This window comes from Ruegeria sp. N10, assembly GCF_056531545.1.
In genome coordinates this window covers 143552-159330 of the sequence record NZ_JBQFLY010000007.1, presented here as the reverse complement: position 1 = coordinate 159330, position 15779 = coordinate 143552, and the positions used below count along the sequence as shown (strand labels likewise).

The window sequence follows — 15779 nt, the reverse complement described above, 5'->3', positions numbered from 1 at the left end:
GTCACAGGCTGGCAATCGCGGGATCAGCCGCGCAGGCGAGCCTGATAGTTATTCTCTTTCCAGTTCGCGCGGGCCAGCCACTGATCCTCGGGTTGGCGGTCTGCCAGTTCTCCGTCGATCTCGACCTCGTCAAAGCCGCTGCGGCGCGCCATGGCGTATTGATCGGCAAGCACATGCCCTTTGGCGCGCAGCCGGCCTTTGTAGCCCTTCAGGCGCAATGTGCGAGCGATGGTAAATCCGCGACCATCTGCGAAAGACGGGAAGTCTACCCGAACCAGCCTCGTGCCGCCCAACCGGTCAAACAGTTCGTCCGGGTCTGTCTCCGAGCTCACGTCTAGCGCGACCACGTCATTGGCGGCATCATCCAGAGTGACAAAGCCGTCGGTCCAGTCATCAGGCGAAAAGCCCTCATCCGTTACGATTACGTTCATGTTTTCTCTCCGACGCGCATCATCTTGCCATCGACAAAATGGATGCCGCATTCTTCCTTGTTCTGGTCGCGCCAGCGTCCGGCGCGGGGGTCTTCGCCCTCTTTGACAGGCGAGGTGCAGGGCGCACAGCCGATCGAAGGGTATCCTTTGGCCACCAGCGGATGCCGGGGCAGGTTGTTTTCTTCCATATAGGCGCGCACATCCTCGGGTGCCCAATGGGCCAGCGGGTTGACCTTGATCCGGCCTGTTCCGTCCTCGACCTCGAAGAATTCCAGCGTGGCGCGCGTGCCTGCCTGAAACCGCTTGCGTCCGGTTATCCAGCCATCGAACCCCACCAGTGCTTTTTGCAGCGGGAAAGTCTTGCGCAGGTTGCAGCACGCGTCCGTGTCGCGCAGGCGCAACGCGCCGTATGGGTCTTCGCGTTCAACCTCTGCATCCTCGGCCCGGATGATGCGAATGTTGGTAAGCCCCAGACGCTCGCTCACCTCCTGCTGGTATTCCAGCGTTTCGGTGAACAGCATTTGCGTGTCCACGAAAAGAACGGGCGTTGCCTTGTTCACCACCGCCGCCATGTGCAACAGAACGACGGATTCCGCACCAAAGCTCGAGACCAGAGCAAGCTCATCGATCTCATCAATTGCTCCATGCATGACATCATGGGCGCTGTGGTGCCGGAACCGGGCATTCAGGTCTTCGACACGTTCAGTCAGTTCGCGTCTGTCCCGGCCCAGTTCCGTCTGGATCAGGTCAAGCGGCATTTGCGCGGGCCTCGGGGTAGAGGGCGTCTTTGAACGGCGCCATGCCCACCCGGCGATATGTTTCCAGGAATGTCTCCTCTGCGCTTGCACGCTGGTTCAGATATGTGTCGACAATGCGCTCTACGGCAGGAACGATTTCGTCATAGGCAAAGCCCGGACCGGTGCGATCACCAATTGCCGCAGTTTCGGTCGCATCGCCACCCAGAGTGATCTGGTAATTTTCCACGCCTGCGCGGTCCAGACCCAGAATGCCGATATGGCCGACATGGTGATGACCACAGGCGTTGATGCAGCCTGAGATCTTGATCTTCAGGTGGCCGATGTCATGCTCGAGCTTCAGGTCCTCGAACCGCGTTGCAATTTCCTGAGCAACCGGGATCGAACGCGCCGTCGCCAGCGCACAATAATCCATGCCGGGGCAGGCGATGATATCGCTGATCAGACCGATATTGGCGGTTGCCAGCTCGTATTCCTTCAGCTTGGCGTGAATTGCAGGCAAGTCCGATTTGTGGACATGCGGCAGGATCACGTTCTGCTCATGGCTAATCCGCAGCTCGTCATAGGCGAACTCTTCGGCCAGATCGGCCATAACGCGCATCTGCTCGGCAGTTGCATCGCCCGGTGTTGCCCCATGCTTCTTGATCGAGATCGTTACAATCGCGTGGTCCGCATTCTTGTGCGGCGCGATGTTGGTGTCGACCCACGAGCGGAAGACCGGATCGTTGGTATAGGCGCTTTCAAACGACGCAACCGAAGCATGGCGGAAGGCAGGCGGTGCAAAGTGGCCCTTGATCTCTTCCAGCAGGTTCATATCCGCGCCTTTGAACTGCGGGCGGACCTTCAGGAAGCGTTCGTTGACCTTGGCGCGGATAGCGTCGATGCCATGCTCGTGCACGGTGATCTTGATACGTGCCTTGTACTTGTTGTCACGGCGACCAATCTGGTTCCAAACTGAAACGGTGGCTTCCAGATAAGCCAGCAGGTCGTCAAAGGCGACAAACTCGGACAATTCCTTGCCGATCATGGGCGTACGGCCAAGGCCACCGCCAACAATGACGCGCGCGCCAAGAACGCCGTCACGCTCAACCAGTTGCAGGCCGATGTCATGCGCCTTGATCACGGCGCGGTCGTTTTCACTGCCAGTGATGGCGATCTTGAATTTGCGCGGCATGAACTGGAATTCCGGGTGGTCGGTCGACCACTGGCGCAGCAATTCGGCGTAAGGGCGGGGATCAGCGACCTCATCTGCAGCGGCACCGGCAAAGTGGTCGGCGGTCACGTTGCGAATGGTGTTGCCCGAAGTCTGGATGGCGTGCATGCCAACCTCGGCCAGCGCGTCCAGCATATCCGGCACGTCGCTCAGCTTTGGCCAGTTGTACTGGATGTTCTGACGGGTGGTGAAATGGCCATAGCCTTTGTCCCACTTCTCGGCCAGCAGCGCCAGTTGGCGCATCTGCGCACTGTTCAGCGTGCCATAGGGAATGGCGACACGCAGCATGTAGGCGTGCAGTTGCAGGTACAGCCCATTCATCAGGCGCAGCGGCTTGAATTCGTCTTCGGTCAACGAGCCGTCAATGCGACGTTCGACCTGGGCGCGGAACTGCGCGTTACGTTCTGCCAAAAATGCTGTGTCGAACTCGGAGTAGCGATACATGTCTAGCTGTCCTTGTTTGCAGCCCCGAACCTAGGGGCCTTGAAGGGGAGAGATATGGCCAGAGGTCAGGCCCGGGGCTGCGGGGAAGTTTCCTGTTTGCCGTGGGCATAGTTGGACGGACCAGTCCGGCGGAAATCTTCCCGAAAATGGGTGGGCTCGGGGCCGTTCTTGCCAGCAACGGCATCGGCCAGATAGGCGCCAACGACTTTATTTGCCTGACGCGCCGCATCCAGCAGACGCACCTGTGCATGTGCTTCGTCAGTTATCAGTTCCGCTTGGGACAGATCACGCGTCCAACTGTCATCTTCGGTCTGGTAAATGACGTCACCTACCAGCAAATCATTTGCGGTGACGACTTTGGGGGTAAAAGCGCGGGCCATCAGGCAAGCTCCTTATTGAATTCGGTTACGGCCTGCGCCGCTTCGCGCGGGGCAAGGCCATAGAATGTCAGGGCCGGTCCGTCCAATTCGGCGGCGGCCAGGTCGGCGGGCAGTTGATCCAGTGTGGTGGACAGTATCCGTTGGTTCGGGCGCGAGGCGTTTTCGACCAGCGTGACAGGGGTAGCGCGATCGGCGCCATGCATGATCAGGCGACCCTGGATAAAGCGGGCAGATTTCTTGCCCATATAAATCGCAGCAACCGAACCAGCCCGTGCCAGGGCATTCCAGTCATGATCGGCAAAACCTTTCATGTCGTGCCCGGTCAGGAACCGCACCGAGGAATTTCGACCGCGTTGAGTCAGGCTTTGGCCGATGCCAGCCACTGCGGCAGAGGCCGCTGTGATACCAGGAACGATCTGCCACGAAATGCCAGCCGCCTCGACGGCCTCGATCTCTTCATCCAGACGGCCAAAGACAGTGGGATCACCGGACTTCAGGCGGACCACGCGGTTACCATTCAGGGCATATTCGACCAAAAGCGCGTCAATATCACTTTGCTTCCAGGATGGGCCGAACCCGGCTTTGCCGACATCAACCAAGGCGGCGCTTTGACCGGCTATGTCCAGAACGGGTTCACTGATAAGGCGGTCATGCAGCACAACATCAGCCCGCTCAAACGCGGTCAGCGCCTTGAGCGTCAGCAACTCGGGGTCGCCCGGACCTGCGCCGACAAAGTCGACATGTCCTTTGGGGCCTGTTGTGCGAACGTCCTGCATTGGATCATCTCGGGTGTGGTTTGACTTGACCCTCAATATAGGAAATATTCCCACCAAAGCGCCATATGGACGCTCAAATAAGGACAAATGTTCCATCAATGGAAAATTTTGGAACGAAAACTTCGATGTGGAAGGAAAATTGGAATGTCGGTGCGGATAGATGATACGGATCGGAAAATTCTGGCCGAGCTGCAACGCGATGCAGGGCAGTCACTGGACGAAATAGCGGCTCGGGTCGGCAGTTCAAAGACGCCTGTCTGGAATCGTATACGCAAGCTCAAGAGTGCAGGAATAATAGGTCAGCAAACGGTTTTGCTGGATGCCGAAGCGCTCGGGTTTGAAGCGACTTTCTTTGTTTTGATCCGCACATCGGAACACGAGGCTGAGTGGCAGCGCAAGTTCCTTAAGGCGTTGCGTGATCACCCCGAGGTGCAAGAGGCGCATCGGCTGGCAGGTGACATTGATTATATACTCAAGGTTCGGGTCAAGAACGCGCGCGCCTATGATCAATTCTACCAGTCGCTGATATCGGAGGTGCGAGTGCACAACGTGACCGCGCTTTTGTCGATGGAAGAAATCAAGTCCACAACGATGCTTCCCCTCAACGCATTGGTTGAAGGGGCGTAAAAGGCAGGTGCTTCCAACGCCGGATCGAGCCGCGCCTTATACAGGTCAGACCTGAACCATTAACCGTTCCAAACCATGGAAGTGATAGCTGTCTGAATAGGTTGGCTCTGTAGCGAGCCGCAGGTTCGGGCAGCTATTGAACAGAATGGGCAGGGCTATGCGCATTTCCAACCTTGCCAAAGGGGCGCCGACGCAGAAGTGGATGCCTCCGCCAAAACTTGTGTTGACCTCAATCGAGCGCGTCGGAACAAACCTTTCGGGTTCATCCCAGACAGCAGGGTCGCGGTTTGCAGCGCCAAGCAATAGTGCGACCTGATCACCGCGCCTGAACGAATGCCCAAATATGTCAACGTCTTCATATGCATAACGTGTGAACATGTGCAAAGGCGGGTCATAGCGCAGAATTTCTTCAATCGTTGCGTCGATCTGGTCCGGTGCCAGAACGCCGGGGCAGGTATAAGTTTGCAACAGAGTTTTCACACCGTTCGCCAGCGAATGCACAGTTGCTTCGTGACCTGCATTCAGCAGCAAGATGCATGTTGCGACCAACTCGTCGATGGTCAGCTTTTCACCTTCTTCCTCGGCGCTGATAAGCCGGGTGATCAAATCGTCACGGGGATCATTGCGTCGCTGGTTAATGTATCCCAACAGGAAATCCGTGAACTCCTGAGAGGACTTGGCGGCCTTATCCTCGGTCGCCTGCGTCCGGTTGGCCTGATACATCGCGACCATGTCATGCGACCATTGCAACAGGTTGGGCGCCATGTCTTCGGGAACGCCCAACAGTCGACAGATGGTTACCACCGGGACCTGAGTGCAATAAGCACTCAGCAGATCGAAAGGTGTATTCGGAAACGCCTCGATAAGACTGTGGCATAGCGATTCAATGGAAGGCTGCAATGCAGAAATTTCCCGCGACGTGAAAGCGCGCATGACAAGCGCTCTCAGGCGGGTATGTCGCGGGGGTTCGGCTTCAAGCAGCGAGTGGGCTTCGATAGCCAGCCAGGGGGCCAGATGGGCAGGGCCCTGTGTCGCGCATTCAGGCGGAACTTCCCGCCCAAACCGGCGGTCGCGAAGAAGTGTCCGCACCGCCTGACAGGACGTTGCAGCAACCATATTGTAGTCGCGCCAATAGAACAGATCACCAGCAGTGCGGGCATGATCATAGAAAGGGTACGGGTTCTGAACGAAACCCGGATCTGTCGGGGATTGCGAGAATGACTTCATGCGACGCACACTTGCCACGAGCCGCGTTGAATGCAAGACCCTGTCTATGCAGAGAGTTTGGATCATTGTCGGTTTTTTGTCCGCTGTCGGGCTGCTGTCAGGTTTTGTTTGGTCTTATGGTTATCGTCAGGCGCTGTCTCAGCTAAGTGACAAGGCCGAAGCTGACCTTGAACTGGCGGCGGATCGGCTCAGCACCCAGATGCAGGTCTATCAGGAACTGGCGGTTCTGATGGCGACACATCCCGCCTTGCACGCGTTGGATACACCGACACAAATACATGACGCGCAAGCGATGTTGCTGGACGTCGCCGACAAGACAGCGGCCGTCAACATGATGTATCTGGATCGCAGCGGTCGGGTTCTGGTCACCGCACAGCCAGTGGCACAGCGAGACATGTCCGCACATCCAGCGTTCAGGCGCGCCATGCAGGGTGCGGTGGGTACCGCGCATGAGGTGGTTCCAGAGAGTGGCGACCGGATATATTCCTATGCCGCTCCGGCCTTTTCCCCGTCCGGGCAAGTCGAAGGTGCGGTGATGGTGGTTGCCGACGTCCAGGACATTGAACAAACCTGGCGGGGCAGTACCGAAGCCGTGTTCTTTGTTGATTCTGACGGTGTCGTCTTCATCTCGAACCGATCAGACTTGCTGTTCTGGAGCCGCGAGGCTGGCCAGTCCGGGCTGACACCGCCAGAAGGTGCGTCGGTGGATTTTGCAGCGACGCGGGTCGGCCAGCATGAATTGTGGCGGCTGAACTGGGGGCGGTATTTGCCACGCGATGCGTTGCACCTAACGCTTGAACTGCCTGTGATCGATATGACCGCCGAGGTTTTGGTGGACGTGGCTCCGGCCCGGCGACTTGCGGGGTTGCAGGCGGCGGCGGTCGCAGCGATCTGTCTGGCGTTTGGTGCCATGCTGTATCTTGCTATGGAGCGGCGACGGACGCTGGCTAATGCCAACATGGTTCTGGAAAGCCGGGTGGCGGAGCGTACCCGTGCATTGACCCAAGCGAACACTGCGTTACGCCGCGAAGTTGCAGAACGTCAGGAGGCCGAAGCAGCCCTGAAAAAAGCGCAGGCCGAACTGGTGCAGGCAGGTAAACTCAGCGCATTGGGGCAAATGTCGGCGGGGATCAGCCACGAACTCAACCAACCCTTGATGGCAATCCAGCAATTCGCGGACAATGGCACGGCCTTTCTTGAACGCGGCAAAGGCGACAGGGCCAGCGAAAACCTTGGGCGTATTTCGGAAATGGCCGCCCGCATGGCCCGGATCATCAAGAATCTGCGCGCGTTTGCCCGCAACGAAAGCGAACCAATGGGCCGGGTCGATCTGGTGCAGGTTCTGAAAACCGCCGTCGAGTTGACCGAAACCCGTTTGCGTGACGATGATGTGACGCTGGAATGGGAGCCGGGACAGTCTGCGGTTTATGTTTGGGGGGGTGAAGTCCGATTGGTGCAGGTCTTTGTTAATCTGATCAATAACGCGGCGGATGCGATGCTGGGGCGACCCAAACGGCACATTTCGATTGTGATGCACGAAGAAGACCGGTTGCGCGTTTCTGTGCGGGATACCGGCCCGGGGATTGAAGACCCCGACCGTGTGTTCGAGCCGTTTTATTCGACAAAAAGCGTAGGATCCTCTGAAGGTCTGGGGCTCGGCCTTTCAATATCATATGGTCTGGTTCAAAGCTTTGGGGGTGAAATCCGTGGGGCAAACACGACTGATGGCGCAGTGTTTACCGTCGAACTGGAACCCTATGGAAAAGAAGAGGCAGCATGATGCGCAGGGTTCTGTTGGTCGATGATGACGCAGCTGTTCGCGAGGCACTGGCGCAAACCATTGAACTGGCGGACTATGCACCGACAACAGCCGGATCTTTTGTGGCGGCCAAGGATCATATTCGGCGGGATTTCCCCGGTGTGATTATTTCGGACATCCGAATGCCCGGGCGGGATGGTTTCCATCTTCTGACCTATGCTCGGGATATCGACCCCGAACTTCCGGTGATCCTTTTGACCGGAGAAGGCGATATTCCAATGGCCGTGGAAGCCATGGGAAAAGGCGCGTTCGATTTTCTGGAGAAACCATGCGCTGCGTCTGACCTGATGGACGTTCTTGAACGCGCATTCGCGGCCCGCACTCAGGTTTTGGAACAGCGCGACCTGAAATCTGAACTTGAAAGGGGGGATCCGGCCGCACGTTTGCTGTTTGGTCTGTCTCCGCAAGCCGAGGCACTGCGGGATCGTGTGCGAACTGTTGCACCGACTGGGGCCGAAGTTCTTGTTACCGGCCCGCCGGGCAGCGGCATATCCAAAGTTGCCGAAGTGGTTCACCTGATGTCGCCCGCTGGTCAGGGGCCTTTTGTCAAACGCCCGGCTTCAAGCCTAAGCCCCGATAATCTTGCCCAAAGCTGCGGCGATGCCGTGGGTGGTTCCCTGTTTCTGGACGAAGTGTCCGCCATGCCCCAAGCCACGCAGTTTGCGGCGTTGGAGATCATCGAGCGCGGTCCGGGGGGGCGTATTATTGCAGGGACAACCGCTGATCTGTCCGCTTTATGTTCTGAAGGGCGGTTTAACGCAGATCTGTTCTATCGTTTGGATGTGATGCGGGTGCGTGTTCCATCATTGGCGGAACGCCCCGACGACATTCCGGTGATTTTTCGCCACTATGTGGCGCAAGCGGCCGAACAGGCTGGCATCGCAATTCCCGAGATTTCGTCCGAACATCTCGCGGCCTTGATGGCCAGCGACTGGCCGGGCAACGCCCGTTCGCTGATGTCAGCAGCGATGCGGTTTGTTCTTGGAATGCCCGAGGAGGTTACACAAGCAACGGATCTGGGGTTGAGCGAACAGATGGCGCGGGTCGAGCGGTCACTATTGATTGCAGCTTTGGGCCGCCACAATGGAAAAGCGTCAGATGCGGCCAAGGCGCTGAAGCTGCCGCGCAAGACCTTTTACGACAAGCTGGCGCGCTATCAGATTCGTCCCGAGGATTACCGCAGATGAGCGGGAACTGGATTGGCACTTCTGATTCGAATGAAGTGATTCGGAATATGTGCGGAATTCCGCACAAGACGCACTGAGGATGTGCGAGTTTTCGCACGGCTCGGGACTGTGAAGCGCAGAACCCGAACCAACAAAGCTGTAACACTTTGGTATTAAACATGTAATCAGACATTTTCCGCAATCGCAGTCAAAAGTTGTGTGCTTTACCCTGAGTCGCTTCACTGCACGCCATACGGCGCTTACCCGGCGTCGACTGCAAGTTTCAAGGAACTCTGGGAGGATATCAGATGAAGCTTCTGACAACGGCAGCAACTGCGCTTGCTCTGACTGTAACCGCAACGGCTGGTATGGCTGCATGCGACGAAGGTGAAATCGTCGTTAAGTTCGCGCATGTGACGAACACCGACAAACACCCCAAGGGCATCGCGGCATCGCTGCTGGAGCAGCGGGTCAACGACGAAATGAACGGCACGATGTGTGTCGAGGTCTACCCGAACTCGACGCTCTACAACGACGACAAAGTTCTCGAAGCGATGTTGCAGGGCGACGTGCAACTGGCAGCGCCCTCGCTGTCGAAGTTCGAGAAGTTCACCAAACAGTTCCGCCTGTTTGACCTGCCGTTCATGTTCAAGAACGTCGACGCTGTAGACGCGTTCCAGGCCTCGGCCGAGGGGCAGGCGATGAAAGACAGCATGCAGCGCCGCGGCCTGCAAGGGCTGGCGTTCTGGCACAACGGCATGAAGCAGATGTCGGCCAACAAGGCTTTGGTTGATCCGTCGGATGCAAACGGTTTGAAATTCCGCGTGCAGTCGTCAGATGTGCTGGTGGCTCAGATGGAGGCCATTGGTGGCAGCCCGCAAAAAATGGCATTCTCGGAAGTGTATGGCGCGCTGCAACAAGGCGTTGTGGACGGGCAGGAGAACACCTGGTCGAACATCTACGGCAAGAAGTTCTTTGAGGTGCAGGACGGTATCACCGAAACCAACCACGGCATCATCGACTATCTGGTCGTAACATCGGTGGACTGGCTGGACAGTCTTGATCCAGCGGTGCGGGATCAGTTCCTGACTATTCTGGCCGAAGTTACTGACACCCGGAACAAAGAAGCCTTTGCTGTGAACGAAGCGGCCAAAGCCTCGATCATCGATGCAGGCGGCGTCATCCGTGAACTGACCCCTGAACAGCGTCAGGCCTGGGTCGACGCGATGAAACCGGTTTGGGACAAATTCGCCGGTGACGTGGGTCAGGACAAGATCGACGCGGCACAGGCCATCAACGCCGGGTTCTGATCCGGTCAAAGACCGCGCGTCCGGGGACTGGGGAGTATTCGACGCGCAGGCCGGGCGGGCTGAAATGGCCCGCCCCATTCTCAACTCTCTCTTCAATAAAATGCGGGGACTAAAAGATGTCTGGTGCGAACTCCGGCCAGGGCGGGCTGATCGACCATATCGAAGAAACCCTGATCGCGTTGCTTTTGGGCCTTATGACGGTCGTTACATTTGCCAACGTGATCGCGCGGTTTGTCTTTAATTCCAATATCCTATGGGCGCTTGAGTTGACAGTGTTCACGTTTGGCTGGCTGGTGCTGCTGGGCGCGTCGTATGCGGTCAAGAAACATGCCCATCTGGGCGTGGATGCAATCCTGAACATGCTGGCGCCAGCACCGAGGCGCATTATGGCGCTGGTCTCGGTCGGGTTCTGTCTGATGTTTTCGCTGCTGATGCTCAAAGGGGCATATGACTATTGGGCCGTCTTTGCAGATCTGCCGCCAACATCGGGCCGCTGGTTCCCGACAGGGTTTGATTTCGGCGCGCGTAGCCAGAGTTTCTACGAGGTGGACGACATCCCCATGATCGCTCCGCTGCGCTTTCTGGAAGACCTGATCAACTATGGCGAAGGGTATGAAAAACTGCCCAAGGTCGCACCTTACCTGGTTCTGCCGGTATCCATGCTGCTGCTGGTGATCCGGTTTACGCAGGTCGCCGTTCAAATCTGGCGTGGTGAGACCGATCGCCTTGTCGCCAGCCACGAAGTCGAGGACGAGATTGAGGAAGTCCGCGCACAACAAGGGGTGCATGACTGATGGACGTTATCCTTCTTTTCTCGATGGTCATCGGCCTGCTGCTGATCGGGGTTCCGATTGCGGTTGCACTTGGCCTCAGCTCGACCCTGTTCCTGCTGATCTATTCCGACAGTTCGCTGGCTTCTGTCGCAGGCACGCTGTTCGAGGCGTTCGAGGGGCATTTCACCCTTTTGGCAATCCCGTTCTTCATACTGGCTTCGTCCTTCATGACGACAGGCGGTGTGGCGCGTCGGATCATCCGCTTCTCGATTGCTTGCGTGGGGCATCTGCCCGGTGGTCTGGCGATTGCGGGCGTGTTTGCCTGTATGCTGTTTGCCGCGTTGTCAGGATCATCCCCGGCCACGGTTGTGGCTATCGGGTCGATCGTTATCGCTGGCATGCGCCAGGTTGGGTATTCCAAAGAGTTCGCTGCCGGTGTGATCTGTAACGCGGGTACGCTGGGCATCCTGATCCCTCCGTCCATCGTGATGGTTGTGTATGCCGCCGCCGTCGAAGTTTCGGTTGGGCGCATGTTCCTGGCTGGCGTTATTCCCGGTCTGATGGCTGGCTTCATGCTGATGATCACCATCTATGTCATGGCAAAGGTCAAGAACCTGCCCAAGGGTGAATGGAAGGGGTGGGGTGAGGTCTTTACCTCGGCTCGCGAGGCCGGTTGGGGCCTGTTCCTGATCGTTATCATTCTGGGTGGCATTTATGGGGGTATCTTTACCCCGACTGAGGCTGCCGCTGTTGCTGCCGTCTATGCCTTCTTCATCGCCAGTTTCGTTTACAAGGACATGGGGCCGCTGAGTACGGAAGGGGACGCACCGAACCTGCCGCTTCTGAAAAAACCTTACGCATTGGTCACGGCGTTCTTTCACCCGGATACTAAGCATACTCTGTTCGAGGCGGGCAAGCTGACGGTGACACTGTTGTTCGTGATCGCCAACGCGCTGATCCTTAAGCATGTTCTGACAGACGAACAGGTTCCGCAGCACATCGCCGAGGCGATGCTGACCGCAGGGCTAGGGCCGGTGGCGTTCCTGATCGTTGTGAACGTGATCCTGCTGATCGGTGGTCAGTTTATGGAGCCGTCGGGCCTGCTGGTGATCGTTGCACCGCTGGTGTTCCCGATTGCCATCGAGTTGGGCATCGATCCGATCCATCTGGGCATTATCATGGTGGTGAACATGGAAATCGGAATGATTACGCCTCCGGTCGGTCTGAACCTGTTCGTAACTTCGGGCGTTGCGGGAATGCCGATGATGAGCGTTGTGAGGGCAGCGCTGCCGTTCCTTGCCGTTCTCTTCGTCTTCCTGATTATGGTGACGTATATTCCGTGGATATCGACCTTCCTACCCAACACCTTCATGGGGCCGGAAATCATAACCAATTAAGTGGTTTGACAATGTACGCAGCCGGGCGGTTCCGACCGCCCGGCTTTTCGTATCTTGAACCCCGGCATCAAGAGCTTAACTAGGGTTCAGAGGACGACCTCCCCATTATGGGACATCTTTCGGGACGACCCGAACGGATACGAGGTTGTCTTATGTCTTGGATATTTCTTCTTTTTGCTGGCTTGTTGGAAATCGTCTGGGCGGTAGCCATGAAGCAATCGGCTGGTTTCACCCGATTGTGGCCTACTGCCTTGATGGGTCTTTCGATGATCGGCTCTTTCGGCCTGTTGGCGCTGGCGATGCGCGACCTGCCGTTGGGCACGGCTTATACCATCTGGACCGGTATCGGGGCTGTGGGGGCGTTCTGTGTAGGTATCCTGTTTCTGGGCGAAGCCCTTAGCCCTGCGCGGATTCTGGCGGCTCTTCTGATTGTGTCAGGTCTTATCCTGATGAAGCTGGCGTGAGCATTTTATTGACCAAGCCATTTTGCTTGGGCAGGGTTCGGAAAACACGGGAAATGGAGACCGGAATGCTGACCGAGACCGACAAGCGCCTGCTGCGCGTCGCTTATGACGAGGCCAAAGCCGGGTTTGATGAAGGTGGATGCCCCATCGGGTCAGTTCTGGCGCGGGGTGGCGAAATTGTTTCACAAGGGCGCAATCAACGTGTGCAGGGCGGCGATCCGATCGCACATGGGGAAATGGATGCTTTGCGCAAAGCCGGGCGTCAGAAAACCTATCGCGACACGGTTCTTTACACGTCTTTGTCACCTTGCATGATGTGTTCCGGCACTATCGTTCAGTTTGGTATCCCGCGAGTGGTGATCGGCGATACCCAGAATTTTGGTGGCAACGAAGACTTCCTGCGCGACCGCGGCGTCGACGTGGTGATAGCCAACGATCCCGACTGCATCGCACTGATGCAGCGGTTCATCGAAGAAAAGCCAGAGCTTTGGGCGGAAGATATTGCCGAGTAAAGGCGAAACCTAGACGCTCTCCAGCGCCTGAATAATGCCCGTGAAATCCCCGGCCTTCAGGCTGGCGCCGCCCACAAGCGCACCATCGACATTTGAAACCGCAAAGATCTCCGCCGCGTTGGAGGGTTTGACCGACCCGCCATACAGAAGACGGACAGAGCGACCCACTCCTTCGCCAAAGCGACGCTCTAGCCGGGCGCGGATGAAGTCGTGAACCTCTCCGATCTCATCAAGCGTTGGAACCTTGCCAGTGCCTATGGCCCAGATCGGTTCATAGGCAATAATCAGGTTCTCGCCGGTTGCCTGATCCGGGATCGACCCCGACATCTGACCGCCGATTATGTCGAGCGTATTGGCCGCCTCGCGCTGTTCCAGGCTTTCGCCAACGCAAATGATCGCTTTTAACCCCGCGTCCATCGCTGCACGGGCCTTGGCGCGTATATCCTCGTCATGCTCTTCATGGTCCACGCGCCGTTCGGAATGACCCAGGATGACTGATGTCGCGCCCGCGTCCAGCAGCATCTCAGCGCTGATATCGCCTGTATACGCGCCTGCGCTTGCCGCGTGGCAATCCTGCCCGCCAACAGTAACTGCTGACCCGCGTACGGTGTCTGCCGCGCGGCTGAGCAATGTTGCCGGAGGGCAGATCAGGATATCGACAGAAGCGTCTGGGTGGGACTTGCACAGTGCTTCAAGCTCGCTCAGCGCAGCACCGGTTCCGTTCATTTTCCAGTTTCCTGCCGCAAGCTTGCGCCGCATACCCGTATCTCCCTGATCATTCGATGATTTAAGATGCGGATAGCATTGTCGGCACGATCTTACAATTCCACTGATCGGGTGGGTTCGCGCGCTTTGATCGACGCACGGCGTTCGGTCGGGCCCGAGTCACAGGATTACCCGGCGCAAACTAGGATTTCTGCACGATGCTCTCATCGAATTTGATGGATTCACCGCAACCGCAAGCGTCGACGACATTCGGGTTCCTGAACTTGAAACCTGATTCCAGCAACGACACCTCGTAATCGATTTCAGTCCCGAACAGAAACATCTGCGCCATTGGTGCGATCATGACGCGTGCACCATCCTGTTCAACGACTTCGTCGTGTGGATCGGCCTGATCGACATATTCCATGGTATATTCCATGCCCGCACAGCCGCCTTTCTTTACGCCAATGCGCAAGCCGACGTGGCCACCCGAGTTCATCAGGCGGGTAATTTGCTCTGCGGCTTTGGGCGTCATGGTCACAGCCTGTTTGCCGGGAATGCCGAACATGTAAGTCTCCGTTGTCGCGCGTTGCATTTAATCTAGGGCTCAGGGGGCCAAGGCTCAAGACGGTGTGTTATAAAGAGTTTTATCAGGATGAAACAACCCGGCATACAGTATGGGTTCGCTGAAAACACCCGACCGTTAAACCGTGGAGCTGAATAGGTTTAAGCTGGTCAATCTCCAAAACGGTTCGCATTATGGAAACATCGGAAAGGATAATATTGTGAAGAGATTAAAGGCAATTTTTAATCCAGTCTTGTTGGGAGCGGTACTTACCATTGCAGTTCTTCTGTTTGTCCCGGATGGTGCGGTGGCCGCCAATGATGGAGAGAGGCATCCGGTAAACTGCGCGACCGCCGAGGGCGATCTGCGCGCCATCGCGGCCGAGAGGAAACACGCACAGGACCAACAGTTGGAAAGCGTTGCCGCCATTACCCCCGCCGGAGCACTTTTGGGGCTGGTGACGGGAACCGAGCACAAACGGCTGCAAATGCTATCGGGGGACTACATCAATCAACTAGATGCCAGATCTGCGGAAATCAAAAAGACCTGCAACTTGAACTGATTACCCGACGATTGGTGATCTGGATAAGAAAAGGACCGTTCTCGGGCAAGAACGGTCCGTATTTCGGGGCCGGAACTCGGGGGGCGGTCAAATCATGTCTGGCCCGAAGTACGGCACCAATTGATGCCGTCCGCAGGCCTTTTCCCGTATCATTGTGACAAGGACAGCACGAGCAGGTAACAAAAACGCCAATGTTTTGTGACAAATAGCCGGGAAACTGTGGTGGGTGCCTACATAAACCCCAGTTCCAGACGTGCTTCGTCTGACATCATCTCCATACCCCAGGGCGGCTCCCAGGTCAGCTCCACGTCGACCTCTTTGACGCCTGCAACAGGCTCGATCGCTTCCATGATCCATCCGGGCATGTCGCCTGCAACCGGGCATCCAGGGGCCGTCAGGGTCATGATCACCTTCACGGCGTTGTCCGATGAAATGTCGACCGTGTAGATCAGGCCGAGGTCATAGATATTTACAGGGATTTCCGGGTCATAGACCGTGCGGCACGCCTCGACCACGGGCTCGTACAGGGGGTGCTCAATGGTTGACGGCGCAATCAGCGGCGTGCCTTCAAACTGTTCGCTCGGGTGGGTCATCTTTGCCTCGGGTCAGTTGCCTGAGTGATTATATAGGGAATAGCCGCAACAGCGTCCAGT

17 protein-coding genes and 1 pseudogene are annotated in these 15779 nt (G+C 57.0%); 9 read left to right on the top strand and 9 right to left on the bottom strand.

Translation table 11 applies throughout. The features are described from left to right. Positions 1–23: 23 nt before the first annotated feature. From ACR0JI_RS11910 to cobA, 5 genes and pseudogenes are all read right to left on the bottom strand, one after another. Positions 24–431, bottom strand: coding sequence for a DUF934 domain-containing protein (locus ACR0JI_RS11910; protein ID WP_267365587.1), 408 nt, complete (start codon positions 429–431; stop codon positions 24–26). Further along, entirely contained in the window at positions 428–1189 is a 762-nt protein-coding gene (locus ACR0JI_RS11905; RefSeq protein ID WP_209504073.1) for a phosphoadenylyl-sulfate reductase, read from the bottom strand. The genes ACR0JI_RS11910 and ACR0JI_RS11905 overlap by 4 nt, the downstream gene beginning before the upstream one ends. Next, the gene (locus ACR0JI_RS11900) at positions 1179–2843 is read right to left on the bottom strand and encodes a nitrite/sulfite reductase (RefSeq protein WP_480481141.1); all 1665 of its coding nucleotides are present in this window, start codon (positions 2841–2843) and stop codon (positions 1179–1181) included. Before ACR0JI_RS11900 ends, ACR0JI_RS11905 begins: the two co-directional genes overlap by 11 nt. A 65-nt stretch (positions 2844–2908) precedes the next feature. Next, positions 2909–3223 carry a DUF2849 domain-containing protein gene (locus tag ACR0JI_RS11895; protein ID WP_480472509.1) on the bottom strand — a complete coding sequence of 105 codons (315 nt, stop codon included), beginning with the start codon at positions 3221–3223 and terminating at the stop codon, positions 2909–2911. Beyond that, positions 3223–3969, bottom strand: a pseudogene (gene cobA, locus ACR0JI_RS11890) (uroporphyrinogen-III C-methyltransferase); the annotation flags it as partial. The gene ACR0JI_RS11895 and the pseudogene cobA, both read right to left, overlap by 1 nt. 174 nt (positions 3970–4143) lie before the next feature. Between cobA and ACR0JI_RS11885 the strand changes: the two are divergent. Next, positions 4144–4626: an Lrp/AsnC family transcriptional regulator gene (locus ACR0JI_RS11885; protein ID WP_480472511.1), complete on the top strand. Its 483-nt coding sequence runs from the start codon at positions 4144–4146 to the stop codon at positions 4624–4626. A 45-nt stretch (positions 4627–4671) separates the two neighbouring features. Here ACR0JI_RS11885 and ACR0JI_RS11880 read toward each other — a convergent pair whose 3' ends face one another. Then, complete coding sequence (locus ACR0JI_RS11880) at positions 4672–5853, bottom strand: cytochrome P450 (RefSeq protein WP_480493296.1); 1182 nt, start codon at positions 5851–5853, stop codon at positions 4672–4674. 46 nt (positions 5854–5899) lie between these two features. Between ACR0JI_RS11880 and ACR0JI_RS11875 the strand changes: the two genes are divergently transcribed. From ACR0JI_RS11875 to ACR0JI_RS11845, 7 genes are all read left to right on the top strand, one after another. Further along, the gene (locus ACR0JI_RS11875) at positions 5900–7633 is read left to right on the top strand and encodes a sensor histidine kinase (protein ID WP_480493294.1); all 1734 of its coding nucleotides are present in this window, start codon (positions 5900–5902) and stop codon (positions 7631–7633) included. Further along, entirely contained in the window at positions 7630–8859 is a 1230-nt protein-coding gene (locus tag ACR0JI_RS11870; protein ID WP_480472517.1) for a sigma-54-dependent transcriptional regulator, read from the top strand. The genes ACR0JI_RS11875 and ACR0JI_RS11870 overlap by 4 nt, the downstream gene beginning before the upstream one ends. 287 nt (positions 8860–9146) lie before the next feature. After that, positions 9147–10148, top strand: coding sequence for a DctP family TRAP transporter solute-binding subunit (locus ACR0JI_RS11865; RefSeq protein WP_480472519.1), 1002 nt, complete (start codon positions 9147–9149; stop codon positions 10146–10148). A gap of 116 nt (positions 10149–10264) precedes the next feature. Then, on the top strand, positions 10265–10942 hold the full coding sequence (locus tag ACR0JI_RS11860; protein ID WP_480493292.1) for a TRAP transporter small permease: 678 nt from the start codon (positions 10265–10267) through the stop codon (positions 10940–10942). Next, on the top strand, positions 10942–12318 hold the full coding sequence (locus ACR0JI_RS11855) for a TRAP transporter large permease (protein WP_480493290.1): 1377 nt from the start codon (positions 10942–10944) through the stop codon (positions 12316–12318). Before ACR0JI_RS11860 ends, ACR0JI_RS11855 begins: the two co-directional genes overlap by 1 nt. A gap of 152 nt (positions 12319–12470) precedes the next feature. Next, positions 12471–12782 carry a DMT family transporter gene (locus ACR0JI_RS11850; RefSeq protein ID WP_480493288.1) on the top strand — a complete coding sequence of 104 codons (312 nt, stop codon included), beginning with the start codon at positions 12471–12473 and terminating at the stop codon, positions 12780–12782. Between the two features lie 65 nt (positions 12783–12847). After that, entirely contained in the window at positions 12848–13294 is a 447-nt protein-coding gene (locus ACR0JI_RS11845; protein WP_480493286.1) for a nucleoside deaminase, read from the top strand. Positions 13295–13303: 9 nt separating this feature from the next. Here ACR0JI_RS11845 and tpiA read toward each other — a convergent pair whose 3' ends face one another. Both tpiA and ACR0JI_RS11835 read right to left on the bottom strand, forming a co-directional pair. Next, a complete protein-coding gene (tpiA, locus tag ACR0JI_RS11840; RefSeq protein WP_480472529.1) occupies positions 13304–14053 on the bottom strand; it encodes a triose-phosphate isomerase in 750 nt (249 codons plus the stop codon). A gap of 148 nt (positions 14054–14201) precedes the next feature. After that, on the bottom strand, positions 14202–14567 hold the full coding sequence (locus tag ACR0JI_RS11835; RefSeq protein ID WP_480476725.1) for a HesB/IscA family protein: 366 nt from the start codon (positions 14565–14567) through the stop codon (positions 14202–14204). Positions 14568–14784: 217 nt separating this feature from the next. Here ACR0JI_RS11835 and ACR0JI_RS11830 point away from each other — a divergent pair, with 217 nt between their 5' ends. Continuing rightward, positions 14785–15126, top strand: a complete 342-nt coding sequence (locus tag ACR0JI_RS11830) for a hypothetical protein (RefSeq protein ID WP_480493284.1) — start codon at positions 14785–14787, stop codon at positions 15124–15126. 230 nt (positions 15127–15356) lie between these two features. On the opposite strand, the gene ACR0JI_RS11825 is transcribed toward ACR0JI_RS11830, so the two are convergent. Beyond that, positions 15357–15719 carry an SUF system Fe-S cluster assembly protein gene (locus tag ACR0JI_RS11825; protein WP_480493282.1) on the bottom strand — a complete coding sequence of 121 codons (363 nt, stop codon included), beginning with the start codon at positions 15717–15719 and terminating at the stop codon, positions 15357–15359. Positions 15720–15779 lie beyond the last annotated feature (60 nt).